We start from the raw sequence: 13,767 nt of genomic DNA, 5'->3' as shown, positions 1-13,767 counted from the left end.
TCCAATGCCCGGGTGACTTCAAGCGATTTCTGGTGGCAGGCGCTGGCCGACGGCCCGGTGCTGTTGGCGCGGTTCGATGCCGAGGGCCGGCTGTGCCAGGCCAACGCGGCCTACCGCGCCGCATGGGCGTTGGGTGAGCAGGACGCGCCGACGCGCGAGGCGATGGCCACCGCTGCGCTGGCTGCGGGCGTCGGGCCGGTGGACCCGCCGGGGCGCCGGGTGCGGGCGGCGCGCTCGGGCTATGAGCAGGCCTGGCGCGATGGCCGCCGGCTCTGGTGGGTGGAGCAGGCGACGCCGGACGGCGGCCGCGTCTGCACGGGCGTGGACATCAGCGCGCTGGCGCGGCCGCGGCCGGCGGCCGGGCAGGTGCTGGACGCGGTGGCCGGCCTGGCGCTGCTGCAGTCGCTGCTGAGCGATTCGCGCGCCTGGCCGCTGTGCGTGGCGACGACGGCGCCCGGCGTGCCAGACCAGGCCTTGCTGTCACTGATCCGTGGCGACGACGGCTGCGCGCGGCTGGCGGACGGGCGGCTGCTGCTGATGCTCCCGTCCACCGGGCCGGCGCAGGCGGCGGCGCTGTGCGGGCGCCTCGGCGGCCTGCGCCTCACCGAGGCGCAGTGGGGCGAGTCGGCTAGCGAGCTGCTGGCGCGAGCCTGAGGTCGCGGCCCTGGGCCTGCGCGGGTGCGGGCAGGCCGGCGACGCCGGCCAGCGTGGGCGCTAGGTCGGCGATCTCCACGCGGGCCTTCTCTTCACCCTGCCCGACGTAGGTCGGGCCCCAGAACAGCAGCGGCACATGCGTGTCGTAGCGGTGCGGGCTGCCGTGGCTGCTGCCGCCGGGGCGGTAGCTGTGGATCCAGTTGGGCTTGAGCACGATCTGCAGCTGGGCGGCGCGTGTCGGGTCGAAGGACTTGCGCATCTGCGCCAGGTAGGGCGTGGTCGTGTCGCTGCCCAGCAGCTGTTCGCGCGTGAAGACGGCCTCCACGCCGGGCAGCTTCAGCAGCTCGTCGCGGGCGGCGGCCTGCACGTCGGCGAACTTCAGGCCGCGTTCGGCCGCCAGTGGCTCGTTCAGCAGCAGGCCGGCGGCGGAGAAGTCGCGGGCCAGCTTGTCGACGCCGAATTTGGCGGACAGCGCGGCGTTGACCAGCGCCAGCGACGGCGCCGACGCGAAGCGGCCGGCGTCGCGGCCTTGGGTGGCGGCCCACTCGGGTGTGTCGGTGAAGCCGTGGTCGGCCGTCAGCGCCAGCACGTAGTTGCCGGCGCCCACCTCCTTGTCGAGGAACTGGAAGAAGGCCTGCAGGTGGCGGTCCAGGTGCAGCGTGTGGTCGTGCGACAGGCGCGACTCGGGGCCGAAGGCGTGGTTGACGTAGTCATGGCTGGACAGGCTGACCGACAGGATGTCCTGCACGCCGCGCTGTCCCAGCTGCTCGTTCGTGACGGCGGCGCGCGCGAAGGCCAGCGTCAGCTCGTCGCCGAAGGGCGAAGCCAGCAGGTTGCCATAGAAGCGTGGGCCGGGGGCGTCCATCTTGTCGCCCATGACGGCCGGCAGGCGGTTGCCGTTGCCGCTGGCGACCTGCCAGGTCTGGCCGTCCGGCACGGAGCGGGCGTAGGCCGATTCCGGCAGCAGCGGCGCCCAGGTCTTCTTGAAGAACGCGTCGGCCGGCTTGCCGGCATTGAAGTCCTTCACCCAGGCCGGCAGCGCCGTCATGTAGTAGGTGCTGGACGAGAACTGGCCCGTCTCGCCCATGTACATGTAGGCCGTGCCTTTGTGGCCGGCCGGCAGGATGGCGCCGCGGTCCTTGCCGGAGATGCCGATGACCTTGGACTCGGGCGAGCGCGTGCGCAGCACGTCGCCCAGCGTCTCGACCTTGAGGCTGCGCGGGCTGGTGCCGGACAGCGGCGCCGTCGGGTTGTCGAGGTAGGTGTAGGCCGCGTCGCCGGTGTTGTAGACCGGGGCGCCGGTGGCCGGGTCGCGCCATTCGTTGCTGATGATGCCGCTGCGCTGCGGGTAGGCGCCGCTCAGCATCACCGAGTGGCCGGCCGCCGTCACCGTGTGGCCGTGGCCGTAGTGGGCGTCCGAGAACCAGCGGCCGCGTTCCAGGAAGCGCGCGAAGCCGTCGGGCGCGAGCTGGTCGCGGTAGCCGGTGACCTGGCGCATGGGCAGGCCGTCGATGACCACCAGCACCAGCAGCTTGGGTGACGGTGCCGCTGGCGCGGTGGGTGTCGTCGTGCAGGCGGCAAGGGTGGCGGAGGCCAGGGCCAGCCCCAGCAGGCGGCGGCGGGTGTGCATCGACATGGCGGGTTCACAACAGGGGATCGGGGATGGGAGCTTACGTCGTCACAATGCCCGCCAGCATCGCCATGGCCAAGACCGACGATTTCGACCCCGCCCGCGTCCTGGACGGCTGGCGCGCGCCCGCGCCGCCGCCGCTGGATGAACTGGACCTGGGCCGGCTGCTGGATGCCGGCCGCGCCAGCATCGACGCCACCAAGCGCGCGCGGCTGCAGGCGCGGGGCTATGCGATGCAGGATGTCGAGGACATCGAGCTGCCACACGTGGCCCCACCGCCGCCCGTCAACGACATCCCGCGCATCAGCCTGCCCGTGCCGCGCGCCGACCGCCCGGCGCAACTGCTGACGGCCTGGGAGCCGCGGGCCTGGACGGCGGTGGTGCGCCGCGTGCGCGGCGCGACCTCCGAACTCGTGACGGGCCATGCCGGGCGGCCCGTCGTCGAGAACCACGCGCCACAGTGGTTGTGCGCGCTGTGGCCGCCGCAGCGCCTGGACGCGCCGGTGCTGGGGCGCTGGCCGGAGCTGGCCACGCTGACGGCGGCCGAGACGGCCTTTGGCGCGCTGCACCAGCTGCTCGCACAACTGCCGCCTGAGGCCAGGGTCTGGCCGGCCGAACTGGAGGCGGACTGGGTGCTGATCGCCGAGCTGGTGCTGCATCAGGACACCCGGCTGCGCCCCAGCCAGGCCCAGGCGCTGCGCGAGCTGGCCGAGGCCGAGCGCAGCGCGACGTTCGCGCGGCTGAACGACGGCTACGCGTTGCGCAACCGCGTCGCGAGGCGGCGCGCGTGAGCCCGCTGCTGACGGTGGAGGGCGGCGTCGCCCGCATCATGCTGCGCCGCCCGCGGCAGGCCAACCGGCTCAGCGTGGACGACCTCGCCACGTTGCGCGGCTTCATCGAAGCGATCAATGCGAACGCCGCCGTGCGTGTGCTGGTGCTGGCAGGTGAGGGCCGGCATTTCTGCAGCGGCTTTGACCTGGGCGCGCTGGGCAGCGTGGACGCCGGCGCGCGCTTTGGCGAGCTGGCCGACGCGCTGGAGGCCGCGCGGCCCATCACCGTCGCGCGGCTGCATGGCGGCGTCTACGGCGGCGCGGCGGACCTCGCGCTGGCCTGCGACTTCCGCCTCGGCGCACCGGCCGTGGAGATGTTCGTGCCGGCGGCGCGCATCGGCCTGCACTTCTACGCGGGCGGGCTGAAGCGCTTCGTCAGCCGGCTGGGCCTGGCCACGGCCAAGCAGGTGCTGCTGGCCGGCCGCACGCTGGACGCGCCCGCGCTGCTGGCCTGCGGCTACCTGGACCAGCTGCTGCCCGACGTCGACACGCTGGATGCGGCACTCGCCGCGCTGACGGCCGAACTGCTGGCCATGGCGCCGCTGGCGCTGCTGCCGATGAAGCAGCATCTCAACGCCATCGCGGGCGGCAGGCTCGATGAACAGCGGCTTGCGGCCGACATCCTGACGGCCCGCGACTCGCGCGATCTGGCCGAAGGGCAGGCTGCCTGGGCCGAAAAAAGAACGGCCAAATTCAAGGGGTGTTGAAAGCCCTAGGCCGGGGTCTGCCGACATGGTGGAAAATACAGGGCCCCAGCGCCTGCCCGGCGTTCCCCACTTACAACTCTTCGACAGGACCAGCGTGGCCAAAGAAACCACCAAGACCACCATCGAAGCGGATGGTCTGCGCTACCGCTCCAAAGCCCCGGGCTCGCCCTTCGCGGCGACCTCCTCCTTCGGCGCAGCGACGATGTCCTGCTTCCTCTGCGGCAAGCACCGCCCGCGCGCGATGCTGAAGTCCAAGAAGCTGCTGGGCAAGTCCCAGCCGGTGTGCTCGCCGTCCTGCAAGGAGCTGGACGCGCAGATCGCAGCGAAGTAGGCCCCTCGCCTGGACTCGCGCCGCTGAACGCGGGCGAGCCCAGTCGGTCCCCCGAGGGGACGGCGATGCGTGCGGCATTGAGCCGCCCGCACATCGCCCAGCGGGCCGGCTTGGGAGCGGCCCGGCGCTCGGCCCGGAAATCCGCCGTTACCCACGTGCCTCGTTTTTTTGTTGATACCCCCATTGCTCAACCCGGCGAGCTTGTCTTGCCGGCGGGTGCTGCACGCCATGTGCAGGTGCTGCGGCTGCAGCCGGGGGATGCGCTGACGCTGTTCGACGGCAGCGGCCCGGAATGGCGGGCCGAGGTGACGGCGATGGGGCGCAGCGAGGTGCGCGTGAATCTCATCGACGCCGAGCGGCCTCAGCGCGAGCTGGGGCGTGCGGTGACGCTGGCCGTCGTCATGCCGGCCAACGACCGCATGGACTTCCTCGTCGAGAAGGCCACCGAGCTGGGCGCCGTGGCGCTGCAGCCGCTGGTGGGCGAGCGCTCGGTGTTGCGCCTGGCCGGCGAGCGCGCCGACAAGAAGCGCGCGCACTGGCAGGGCGTGGCCATCGCGGCGGCCGAGCAGAGCGGGCGCACGGTGCCGCTGCGCGTTGAACCCGTGCAGCCGCTGACCGCCTGGCTGGCCGCGCTGCCGGCGCCCGGCGATGACGAGTGGCGCGGCCTGCTGAGCCCGCGGGCGGCGGCGCCGCTGGGGGCGTTGCCTCAGCCGCGTGCGCTGTTCCTGAGTGGCCCCGAGGGCGGCCTGAGCGACGCGGAGGAAGACGCCGCGCGTGCCCGCGGCTTCGCGGCCGTGACACTGGGCCCGCGCATCCTGCGGGCCGACACGGCGCCGCTGGCGGTGCTGTCCTGGCTGGCCTTGTCTTGAACAAGCGCCTGGCCCTGCTGGTGCTGGCCCAGGGCCTGTTCCTCACCAACAACATCTGCTTCATGGCCATCAACGGCCTCGTCGGCCTGGCGTTGGCCCCGCGGCCGTGGATGGCCACGCTGCCCATCTGCGCCTACGTGGCCGGCGGCGCGCTGACGGCGCGCCTCGTGGGGCGGCACCAGCTGCGCTTCGGGCGCCGGCGTGCCTTCCAGATCGGGCTGGGCGTGGCGCTGTTCAGCTGCACGATGGCCTTCGTCAGCGTGCTGCACCAGCAGTTCTGGGGCGTGGTGCTGGCGACGTTGATCGCCGGTTACTACACGGCCAACGCGGCGCTGTACCGCTTCGCCGCCACCGAGCTGGTGGCGCCGGAGAGCCGCGAGGCCGCCATCTCGTGGGTGCTGGGCGGTGGCTGCCTGGGCGCGGTCATCGGGCCGCTGCTGGCGCGCGAGAGCCAGTACCTGCTGACGGTGCCGTTCGCCGGCGCCTACCTGCTGCTGATCGGCGTGGCGCTGGCCGGGCTGGCGCTGATCTCGCTGATCGACTTTCCGCCGCTGGCGCGGCCGGCGCCTGGCGCGGGCGGGCGGCCGGGCGCGGAGCTGGTGCGCCAGCCGGTGTTCCTCGTCGCGCTGGCGGCGAGTGCGCTGGGTTACGGCGTCATGAACCTGCTGATGGCGGCCACGCCCATCGCGATGGGGCAGTGCGGGCTGCCGTTCGGCGACGCCGGGCTGGTGCTGCAATGGCATGTGCTGGGCATGTTCGTGCCCAGCTTCTTCACCGGGCCGCTGATCAAGCGCATCGGCGTGCAGCCGGTCATGTGGATGGGCGTGCTGCTGAACGCGGGCTGCGTGGCGTTCGCGCTCAGCGGGCAGGACCTGCCGCATTTCCTCGGCGCGCTGCTGCTGCTGGGCGTGGGCTGGAACTTCCTCTACATCGGCGGCACGACGCTGTTCACGCAGGCCTACCGGCCCGAGGAGAAGACGCGCGCGCAGGGGCTGATGGACACGGGCGTCTACGCGACCATGACCGTCACGTCGTTCTCGTCCGGCGCGCTGGTGACGACCGGCGGCTGGCAGTGGATGAACCTGGCCAGCCTGGTGCCCATCTTCCTGTGCGCGGCGGCGCTGGCGTGGCTGGGCTGGCGTCAGCGTCGGTCGTGCTGAAGGTACTCGGCCGCCATCTGCGCGGCCAGCAGCTCGGGCTTGATGCGTTGCACGGCCGCGGGTGCCAGGTCGCGCTGCGTGACGAACAGCGGCGCGCCTATGCGCAGGCCCACGATGGCGGCGCCGTCGCCCAACTGCGGCAGCAGCGGGTAGGCACGCAGCCGCAGCACCAGCGTGCCGGCGTCGTCGAAGACGGTGGTTTCCACCAGCGTGCGGCAGCCCAGCCTGTCGGCCTCGGCCAGCAGTGCGCGGCCGGCGGCCTGCGGGTTGATCTGGCGGGTGGAGGCGTCCAGCGCGTGGGCGCTGCGGCCGTCGGCCTGCAGCGTGTCGGCGACGGCGGCGTTGAAGCGCTGGTTCAGGTCGTCCCAGTCCGGGCCGCCGGGCTGCGTCGCGTTGCGGCCCTGGCCGAACACCAGCGTGCAGCCGTCGGCCCGGGCCGTGCCGGCGCACAGCAGCGCCAGCGCGGCGGCGATCAGCTCACGCCGCACCGTCTTCCGCGGCTGGCTTGCGCGCCGAGCCCTTGACGAGGTCGAAGCGGAACAGCCGGCATTCGATGGGGCCGTTCCACATCGGCACGCGGCGGCTTTCCTTCAGGCGCATCTTGCTGGGCAGCTTCATGTCGGGCGTCAGCATCCAGGCGGTCCAGCCAGCGGGGTTGCCGGTGTACTGGCGCTTCCAGTGCGCGGCCAGGCGCGGGAAGAAGTCGTCGCCGGCATCCAGCTCCTCGGAGCCGCGCGCGTCCCGCGTCATCGCCGCCTTGCCGCGCACCTCGATGCGCTCGCCGTAGGGCGGGTTCATGACGATGGCGCCGGGCATGCCGTCGGGCAGCTGCGGCGCCGGGCGCTCCAGCGCATCGCCGCCGTTGAACTGGATGTACTGCGCCACGCCGGCGCGCTCGGCGTTGCGGCGCGCGAAGTCGACCATGCGGAAGGCCACGTCGCTGGCGTAGATGGGCACGGCCGGCGCGTGGATGCGGGCGCGGGCGGCCTGCGCCATCTCGCCCCAGGCCTGCTTCATGGCGCCGGTGGAGAAGGGCAACTGGTGCTCGAACGCGAAGCGGCGCTGCAGGCCGGGCGCCGAATCGCAGGCGATCAGCGCGGCCTCGATGGGGATGGTGCCGGAGCCGCAGCAGGGGTCGTGCAGCGCGCCGCCTTCCTCGGGCGTGCCACGCCAGCCGGCGGCGGCCAGCATCGCGGCGGCCAGCGTCTCCTTCAGCGGGGCGTCGCCCTTGTCGATGCGCCAGCCGCGCTTGAACAGCGGCTCGCCGGAGGTGTCGACGTAGATCGCCGCGCGCTCGGGGCCCACGTGCAGCACGACGGGCAGGTCGGGTCGCTGCGTGTCGACACTGGGGCGCTCGCCGGTGTGCTCGCGGAGCTGGTCGCAGATGGCGTCCTTGATGCGCAGCGCGGCGAAGTTCAGGCTCTTCAGCGGCGAGCGTTGCGCGGTGGTGTCGATGCGCAGCGTGTGCTTGGGCGTCAGCCAGTCGCGCCAGTCGACGCGGCGGGCCAGCGAGTAGAGGTCGTCCTCGTGGCGGTAGGGGCCCTCGACGATCTCGACGAGCACGCGCTGCGCCAGCCGGCTTTCGAGGTTGATGCGCATGACGTCCTCGGCCGTGCCGAGCACGCCGCAGCCGCCGCGCAGCGCCTCCACCTTGCTGCGCACGCCGGGCGGCAGGAAGCGTTTCAGCTCGGCCTCCAGCAGCGGTTCGACGCCACCGGGGCAGGACACGAAAAGGGATAACTTGTTGGGCAGGCTCACCGCGCAATTGTCGCTGTCAGGCCGCGTCAACCGCCATGCCGTCCGGCCAGCTTGTCGCACTCGGTCCAGAATTCATCGAACGGCTCGCCTGATTCGCCCTGCCACGAGCGGCGTGCGACCCGCCATTCCAGCAGCGGGCCCAGCGACCGGTACAGCGCGATCTCGGTGCGCTCGTCCTGGACGGACACGGTGGCGTCGCCATAGCTCCAGCCGCGGCAGATGGCGTCGCCCAGATACCCCTCGTAGTCCGGCCGGCCCAGCGTGCCGCCCAGCAGGAGGCCGAGCAAGGCCACCGCGGCGCCGACGAGCGCTGCCAGCCCGAGGCCGGCCTGAAGGATCCAGCGCAGCCACCGCTGTGCAATGCCGCGCGCGATCCACCGGATCAGCGCCGCAACGGAGATCGCCGCACCGATCAAGACCGCCGCGGCGTTGGCGACCGGGGAGGTGAAGGACAGGCCGATGAGGTGTGCCAGCAGCAGGAACAGGCTCGGGCCCAGGGTGAGTTTCCACATATGGCGCGGCATTGTCGTCACCCTAAACTGACAACGCTGCCATCAACGTCCACCGACCGTCTACGCCATGAAGCGATTCGTCCTGTCCCTGGCCTTCCTGTTCGGTGCGCTGCAGGCGCAGGCCGCCGACCCGGCGCCGGTCTACCCCGCGCACACGATCCCGAACACCCAGCTGCGTGCGCTGCCGAAGAACGCCGACGGGCGGACCTACCAGCTGCACATCCACCTGCCGGGCTCGTTCGCCAAGGAGCCCCGGCGGCGCTACCCGGTGCTGTACGTGACCGACGGCTACTGGGACTTCGCCACCGTCGTCGCGTCATACAACAACCTGGCCTACGACAAGGTCGTGCCCGAGTTCATCACTGTGGGCCTGGGCTACGCGGGCGACAACCTGGACTACGGCGAGCTGCGCGGCTGGGAGCTGTCGCCGGTGAAGCTGGGGCCGCTGGCGTTCGGCACCGGCAATGCCGACAAGTTCATCGCGTCGCTGGAGAAAGACATCTTCCCGCTGCTGGAGCGCGAGTACCGCGCCGACCCGGCGCAGCGCTACCTCGCCGGCAGCTCGCTGGGCGGGCTGTTCACGCTGCATGCGATGTACGCCAAGCCGGCGCTGTTCAAGGGCTACATCGCGGCCAGCCCGGCGGTGGTGGTGGGCGGCGACTGGATCATCGGCCAGGCCAAGGCCTACGCCGCGACGGGCAAGCCCATCGCGGCGCGGCTGTACGTGACCGGTGCGGAGAACGAGTGGCCCGGCTTCCTGGCCGGCATCCAGCGCTACCAGGCGCTGCTGCCGACGCTGAAGCACCCCGAGCTGGTGTACGAGAACCGCACCATCGATGGCGAGCGCCACGCCGGCACCAAGGCCGAGAGCTACACGCGCGGCATGCGCTTCGTGTTCGCACCGCTGGCGCCGGAGCGCGGCCCCTCCAAGGACTGAACGCCGCCCGGCGTCGGGCCGGGCGGCGCCTGCGGGCTTACTGGCTGACGAAGTCCAGCAGATCCTGGTTCAGGCGGTCCTTGTGCGTGTCGGTGATGCCGTGCGGGCCGCCGGCGTACTCGATGAGGCGTGCGCCCTTGACCAGCTTGGCCGTCGCGCGGCCGGTCGTCTCGATGGGCACGATCTGGTCGTCGGCGCCGTGGATGACCAGCGCCGGCACGTTCACCTTCTTCAAGTCTTCGCGGAAGTCGGAGTGGAAGAAGGCCTCGATGCTGTCGTAGGTGGCCTTGGCGCCGGCCTGCATGCCCTGCACGTAGAAGCTGTCGGCCTGGCCGGCCGAGACCTTGGCGCCCTGGCGGTTGAAGCCGAAGAACGGGCCGTTGGCAATGTCCTTGTAGAGCTGGGCGCGGTTGTCGAGGGAGGCCTTGCGCAGGCTGTCGAACACGGCCTCGGGTACGCCCTCGGGGTGGGTGGCGCTGGCGCCCATGATGGGCGTCACGGCGCCCACCAGCACGACCTTGGCGACGCGCGCCGTGCCGTGGCGGCCGATGTAGCGGGCCACCTCGCCGCCGCCGGTGGAGAAGCCCACCAGCGTCGCGCGCTTCACGCCCTTGGCGCGCAGCACGGCGTCGAGGTCGTCGGCGTACTGGTCCATCGTGTTGCCGGCCCAGGGCTGGCCGGAGCGGCCGTGGCCACGGCGGTCATGGGCGATGACGCGAAAGCCGCGCTCGGCCAGGAACTGCATCTGCGACTCCCAGCTGTCCGAGCTCAGCGGCCAGCCGTGACTGAAGACGACGACCGGGCCGTTCTTCGGGCCCCAGTCCTTGACGTACAGCGGCGTGCCGTCGGCGGCGGCCACGTACTGGCTGGCGACCGCGGTGGCGGCGGTGGGCGTGGCGGCGGCAGCCTGGGTCTGGACGGCAAAGCCACCGACGGCGATGGTGGCGGCGAGGGCGAGGCGGGTGAAGGCGGACATGGCGGGCTTTCCTTGGGGGTGAGAGTTCTGCGGGGAGGGCGATCAGGCCTTGCTGGCCGGGCGGACGGGCTCGCCGCGGCGGGCGGCGTACTCGGCCACGAGGGCGGCATAGCGCTCACCGTGGCGCAGCACGCCGTAGCGCTGGCGGGCGGCCTGCAGCGCGGGGCTGTTCCACGCGCCGGTCTCGCTGGCCACGCGCTCGGCGGCGGCCAGGCCCGACTCCTGGTAGACCTTCAGCTCGGCCAGCACCTCGGCGCGCGACACGGTGGACTGCACGCTGACGCTGTAGCCCGACTCGGGGTCGGACACGAAGGATTGCGCCTGGGCGGACGCGCCGGCCGTGACGGCAGCGGCGGCGAACAGCAGTTGGAGGACGGCGCGGTTGAAGCGGGGTTGGCGGGTCATGGCAGGCTCCTGGAAGGTGTCGGTGGGGGGCGGTGGATCTGTCTTGCGACAGGGATGAACTGTGCCGACGACGGGCGTACCTGAGATGCCATAAAGTACGTTTAACTTTGCATCTGGTACCGATCATGGCCGACCGACTTGCCGCCCTGTTCACGCACTTCGCCGTGCGCGCCGAGACCTTCCAGACCGGCGCGCTGTGCGGCGTCAACAGCCTGGTGCCACAGGCCGGGCGCGGCCAGCTGCACCTGATCCGGTCGGGCGACGTGGCCGTCCACCATGACGGCGTGCCCGAGCCGCTGCGCATCACCGAGCCCAGCCTGCTGCTCTACCCGCGCCCGCTGGCCCACCGCTTCGTGACGGACCCGGCCTGCGGTGCCGAGTTCCTGTGCGCCCACATGGCCTTCGACGGCGGTGCCGGCCATCCCATCGCCGCGGCGCTGCCGGCCTGGGTGTGCCTGCCGCTGGCGTCGGTGCCCGGCTGCGCGCCGGTGCTGGCGCAGCTGTTCGCCGAGGCCGAGGCGACGTATTGCGGCCGCCAGCTGATGCTGGACCGGCTGTTCGAGGTGCTGCTGATCTGGGTGCTGCGCGAGCTGATGGCGCAGGGCCGGGTCGAGTCCGGCATGCTGGCCGGGCTGTCGCACCCCAAGCTGCGCGGCGCGCTGGTGGCCCTGCACGAGGCGCCGCAGCGCGACTGGCCGCTGGAGGAGCTGGCGGCGGCGGCGGGCATGTCGCGCACCGTGTTCGCCAACAGCTTCCGCGACGTCGTCGGCTGCACGCCGGGCGTCTACCTGCAGCGCTGGCGCATCGGCCTGGCGCAGAAAGGGCTGCGCGAGGGCCGCTCGCTCAAGCACATCGCGATGGACGTGGGCTACGGCGGCGAGGCGGCGCTGTCACGCGCGTTCCGCGCACACACGGGGCAGTCGCCGAGGGAGTGGCGCAAGGCGGAACAACTGCCGGGCTGAGGCTACTTGGCGGGACAACCGGCCCGCAGTCGAACAGGGCTGAGGTTCACCTCGCCCTTGCTGGTGGTGGGCAAAGCCTCCTGCGCCACGATCAGTCTTGCATCCCGCAAGCTGAACAGGAACGAGATCCCGAGCGGGTGCGGCAGGTCCTGCGGCTGCGCCGGCGTGTTGAACTGGACGCTGACGTACGGAGGCAGGGTCTCGCTGTCGTGATACCAGGAGCCCGACAGCGACATCTGGCGCCATGAACCGGCGGGCAGCCGTTCAAGCAGGCAGCGCTCGATGATGGTTTGCTTGCCGGCGGAGATGAACGTCATCTTCGTGGGCCTGCCGGACGCCTGGTTTGCGAACTCGATCTTGAGGCTCGCCGATGCATATCGAGGCGGAAGCCCGCGGATATGACCGTCGGAAGACAGCTGGAGGATCGTGTCCGAATGCGCCATCGCGTGGCCGGCCAGGGAGTGCAGCGCCAGCGCGACAACAGTCCGCCTGATTCGCATGCAGGCTCCTACAACGCCTTGCGCAGATTCGCCGGCGCGATCTTCATGCCTTCGCGGTACTTGGCCACCGTGCGGCGGGCGCACTGGATGCCCTGTTCCTCCAGCATCGCCGCGAGCGCGCTGTCGGACAGCGGCTTCTTGATGTCCTCGGCGGCGACGAACTGCTTGATCAGCGCGCGCACCGCGGTGCTGGACGCCTCGCCGCCGGCCTCGGTGCTCAGCCCCGAGCCGAAGAAGTACTTCAGCTCGAAGGTGCCCCAGCTCGTCGCCATGTACTTGGCCGTCGTCACGCGCGAGATGGTGGACTCGTGCAGGCCCAGCTCGTCGGCGATCTCGCGCAGCACCAGCGGCTTCATGGCCAGCTCGCCGTGCGTGAAGAAGCCGCGCTGGCGCTCCACGATGGCCTGGCTGACGCGCAGGATGGTGTCGAAGCGCTGCTGGATGTTCTTGATGAACCAGCGCGCCTCCTGCAGCTGCCCGCCCAGCGGCGAGTTGCTGATGCCGCCGCGCGTGGCGCGCAGCGCGTTGGCGTAGAGCTCGTTGATGCGCAGCTTGGGCGCCACCTCGGGGTTGAGCATGACGCGGAACTCGCGGCCCACCTTGCGCACGATGACGTCGGGCACGATGGCCGCAGCCGCGCTCTGCGCGAAGCGGCGGCCCGGCTTGGGCTCCAGCCGCGTGATGAGGGCCTGCGCCTCGCGCAGCAAGGCCTCGTCGGCGCCGGTCTCGGCCATCAGCCGGCGCATGTCGCGGCGCGCCAGCAGCTCCAGATGACTCTTGCAGATCAGCAGCGCGATGGCCTGCGCCGGGCTCTTGGGCCGGGCGCGCAGCTGCAGCACCAGGCATTCGGACAGGTCGCGCGCGCCGATGCCGGCCGGGTCCAGGCTCTGCAGCAGGCGCAGCGCGATGCGCAGGTGGTCCAGCAGCTCCTCGCGGCCCTCTTCGTCGTCGCCGGCCAGCGCGGCGGCGATGTCCTCCAGCGGGTCCTCAAGGTAGCCGTCCTCGTTCAGCGACTCGATGACGACGTGCAGCGCCGCGCGGTCGGCGGCCGACAGGCTCAGGCCGGCCAGCTGCTGTGCCAGATGCTCGGCCAGCGTCGTCTCGGCGGACTCCTGGCTCTCGCGTTCGCCGTCGTCGTCGCCGCTGGACGGGCTGCTGCTGGGCAGCTCGCGGATGCCGTCGAAGTCGTCGCGCTCGGTGCCGTTCTCCCAGTCCTCGCGCTCGGTGCCGCCGAAGTCCTCGCCGCTGAGCTCGGCGGCCTCGCCACCCTCGGACTCCCCCGCCGACGCCTCCGTGCCGGTCTCGGCCGGCGCATTGGTGGCCAGCTCCGGCGCGCTGACGGTGAACTCTTCCTCGGCCTCCAGCAGCGGGTTGGCGGCCAGCATCTGCTCGACCTCCTGGTGCAGCTCCAGCGTCGACAGCTGTAGCAGCCGGATGGATTGCTGCAGCTGGGGCGTCAGCGCCAAGTGCTGACTGAGGCGGACCTGGAGGGTCTGTTTCATGGTGTGACCCGCGGACCGGCGCCGGGCCGCTCCC

The 13,767-nt window shown here is 71.7% G+C and carries 16 protein-coding genes; 8 read left to right on the top strand and 8 right to left on the bottom strand.

Features of this window, described 5'->3' with window-relative positions:
- Positions 1-12: 12 nt before the first annotated feature.
- Positions 13-654 carry a hypothetical protein gene (locus ACG04Q_RS03405; RefSeq protein ID WP_394509411.1) on the top strand — a complete coding sequence of 214 codons (642 nt, stop codon included), beginning with the start codon at positions 13-15 and terminating at the stop codon, positions 652-654.
- On the opposite strand, the gene ACG04Q_RS03400 is transcribed toward ACG04Q_RS03405, so the two are convergent.
- The gene (locus tag ACG04Q_RS03400; RefSeq protein ID WP_394509410.1) at positions 629-2,290 is read right to left on the bottom strand and encodes an alkaline phosphatase family protein; all 1,662 of its coding nucleotides are present in this window, start codon (positions 2,288-2,290) and stop codon (positions 629-631) included. The genes ACG04Q_RS03405 and ACG04Q_RS03400 overlap by 26 nt on opposite strands.
- A gap of 65 nt (positions 2,291-2,355) precedes the next feature.
- Here ACG04Q_RS03400 and ACG04Q_RS03395 point away from each other — a divergent pair, with 65 nt between their 5' ends.
- The 5 genes from ACG04Q_RS03395 to ACG04Q_RS03375 all read left to right on the top strand — a co-directional run bounded on the left by ACG04Q_RS03395 (position 2,356) and on the right by ACG04Q_RS03375 (position 6,181).
- Positions 2,356-3,075 carry a hypothetical protein gene (locus ACG04Q_RS03395; protein WP_394509409.1) on the top strand — a complete coding sequence of 240 codons (720 nt, stop codon included), beginning with the start codon at positions 2,356-2,358 and terminating at the stop codon, positions 3,073-3,075.
- Positions 3,072-3,821 carry an enoyl-CoA hydratase/isomerase family protein gene (locus tag ACG04Q_RS03390; RefSeq protein WP_394509408.1) on the top strand — a complete coding sequence of 250 codons (750 nt, stop codon included), beginning with the start codon at positions 3,072-3,074 and terminating at the stop codon, positions 3,819-3,821. Before ACG04Q_RS03395 ends, ACG04Q_RS03390 begins: the two co-directional genes overlap by 4 nt.
- 94 nt (positions 3,822-3,915) lie before the next feature.
- Complete coding sequence (locus ACG04Q_RS03385; RefSeq protein ID WP_056266878.1) at positions 3,916-4,152, top strand: hypothetical protein; 237 nt, start codon at positions 3,916-3,918, stop codon at positions 4,150-4,152.
- Between the two features lie 206 nt (positions 4,153-4,358).
- Positions 4,359-5,021 (top strand): 16S rRNA (uracil(1498)-N(3))-methyltransferase, encoded by a 663-nt coding sequence (locus tag ACG04Q_RS03380; RefSeq protein ID WP_394509407.1) that lies wholly within the window; start codon positions 4,359-4,361, stop codon positions 5,019-5,021.
- Complete coding sequence (locus ACG04Q_RS03375; RefSeq protein ID WP_394509406.1) at positions 5,018-6,181, top strand: MFS transporter; 1,164 nt, start codon at positions 5,018-5,020, stop codon at positions 6,179-6,181. The genes ACG04Q_RS03380 and ACG04Q_RS03375 overlap by 4 nt, the downstream gene beginning before the upstream one ends.
- Here ACG04Q_RS03375 and ACG04Q_RS03370 read toward each other — a convergent pair.
- Genes ACG04Q_RS03370 through ACG04Q_RS03360 form a run of 3 tightly spaced genes read right to left on the bottom strand, consistent with a single transcriptional unit; the run spans position 6,163 to position 8,451 of the window.
- The gene (locus ACG04Q_RS03370) at positions 6,163-6,669 is read right to left on the bottom strand and encodes a hypothetical protein (RefSeq protein ID WP_394509405.1); all 507 of its coding nucleotides are present in this window, start codon (positions 6,667-6,669) and stop codon (positions 6,163-6,165) included. The genes ACG04Q_RS03375 and ACG04Q_RS03370 overlap by 19 nt on opposite strands.
- Entirely contained in the window at positions 6,659-7,939 is a 1,281-nt protein-coding gene (locus ACG04Q_RS03365; RefSeq protein ID WP_394509404.1) for a THUMP domain-containing class I SAM-dependent RNA methyltransferase, read from the bottom strand. The genes ACG04Q_RS03370 and ACG04Q_RS03365 overlap by 11 nt, the downstream gene beginning before the upstream one ends.
- Before the next feature lie 26 nt (positions 7,940-7,965).
- Positions 7,966-8,451: a hypothetical protein gene (locus ACG04Q_RS03360; RefSeq protein ID WP_394509403.1), complete on the bottom strand. Its 486-nt coding sequence runs from the start codon at positions 8,449-8,451 to the stop codon at positions 7,966-7,968.
- Positions 8,452-8,518: 67 nt separating this feature from the next.
- Between ACG04Q_RS03360 and ACG04Q_RS03355 the strand changes: the two genes are divergently transcribed.
- Complete coding sequence (locus ACG04Q_RS03355) at positions 8,519-9,388, top strand: alpha/beta hydrolase (protein ID WP_394509402.1); 870 nt, start codon at positions 8,519-8,521, stop codon at positions 9,386-9,388.
- A 37-nt stretch (positions 9,389-9,425) separates the two neighbouring features.
- Here ACG04Q_RS03355 and ACG04Q_RS03350 read toward each other — a convergent pair whose 3' ends face one another.
- Both ACG04Q_RS03350 and ACG04Q_RS03345 read right to left on the bottom strand, forming a co-directional pair.
- Positions 9,426-10,364 carry an alpha/beta fold hydrolase gene (locus tag ACG04Q_RS03350; protein ID WP_394509401.1) on the bottom strand — a complete coding sequence of 313 codons (939 nt, stop codon included), beginning with the start codon at positions 10,362-10,364 and terminating at the stop codon, positions 9,426-9,428.
- Between the two features lie 42 nt (positions 10,365-10,406).
- Entirely contained in the window at positions 10,407-10,769 is a 363-nt protein-coding gene (locus tag ACG04Q_RS03345; RefSeq protein WP_394509400.1) for a DUF4148 domain-containing protein, read from the bottom strand.
- A gap of 125 nt (positions 10,770-10,894) precedes the next feature.
- Here ACG04Q_RS03345 and ACG04Q_RS03340 point away from each other — a divergent pair, with 125 nt between their 5' ends.
- On the top strand, positions 10,895-11,731 hold the full coding sequence (locus ACG04Q_RS03340) for an AraC family transcriptional regulator (protein ID WP_394509398.1): 837 nt from the start codon (positions 10,895-10,897) through the stop codon (positions 11,729-11,731).
- A 2-nt stretch (positions 11,732-11,733) separates the two neighbouring features.
- On the opposite strand, the gene ACG04Q_RS03335 is transcribed toward ACG04Q_RS03340, so the two are convergent.
- Complete coding sequence (locus ACG04Q_RS03335; protein WP_394509397.1) at positions 11,734-12,231, bottom strand: hypothetical protein; 498 nt, start codon at positions 12,229-12,231, stop codon at positions 11,734-11,736.
- Between the two features lie 8 nt (positions 12,232-12,239).
- Positions 12,240-13,733, bottom strand: coding sequence for an RNA polymerase factor sigma-54 (locus ACG04Q_RS03330; protein WP_394509396.1), 1,494 nt, complete (start codon positions 13,731-13,733; stop codon positions 12,240-12,242).
- Positions 13,734-13,767 lie beyond the last annotated feature (34 nt).

Origin of the sequence: Pelomonas lactea (assembly GCF_043555885.1) — a bacterium.
In the GTDB taxonomy this organism is placed as follows: Bacteria; Pseudomonadota; Gammaproteobacteria; order Burkholderiales; family Burkholderiaceae_C; genus Pelomonas; species Pelomonas lactea.
This window is presented reverse-complemented; position numbering and strand designations above follow the sequence as displayed.

What these genes read in the sequence shown, in the direction of transcription:
- ACG04Q_RS03400 (WP_394509410.1), bottom strand. Translation starts at nt 2,290, where the DNA reads ATGTCGATGCACACCCGCCGCCGCCTGCTGGGGCTGGCCCTGGCCTCC.
- ACG04Q_RS03395 (WP_394509409.1), top strand. Translation starts at nt 2,356, where the DNA reads ATGGCCAAGACCGACGATTTCGACCCCGCCCGCGTCCTGGACGGCTGG.
- ACG04Q_RS03360 (WP_394509403.1), bottom strand. Translation starts at nt 8,451, where the DNA reads ATGTGGAAACTCACCCTGGGCCCGAGCCTGTTCCTGCTGCTGGCACAC.
- ACG04Q_RS03355 (WP_394509402.1), top strand. Translation starts at nt 8,519, where the DNA reads ATGAAGCGATTCGTCCTGTCCCTGGCCTTCCTGTTCGGTGCGCTGCAG.
- ACG04Q_RS03350 (WP_394509401.1), bottom strand. Translation starts at nt 10,364, where the DNA reads ATGTCCGCCTTCACCCGCCTCGCCCTCGCCGCCACCATCGCCGTCGGT.
- ACG04Q_RS03345 (WP_394509400.1), bottom strand. Translation starts at nt 10,769, where the DNA reads ATGACCCGCCAACCCCGCTTCAACCGCGCCGTCCTCCAACTGCTGTTC.
- ACG04Q_RS03340 (WP_394509398.1), top strand. Translation starts at nt 10,895, where the DNA reads ATGGCCGACCGACTTGCCGCCCTGTTCACGCACTTCGCCGTGCGCGCC.
- ACG04Q_RS03335 (WP_394509397.1), bottom strand. Translation starts at nt 12,231, where the DNA reads ATGCGAATCAGGCGGACTGTTGTCGCGCTGGCGCTGCACTCCCTGGCC.
- ACG04Q_RS03330 (WP_394509396.1), bottom strand. Translation starts at nt 13,733, where the DNA reads ATGAAACAGACCCTCCAGGTCCGCCTCAGTCAGCACTTGGCGCTGACG.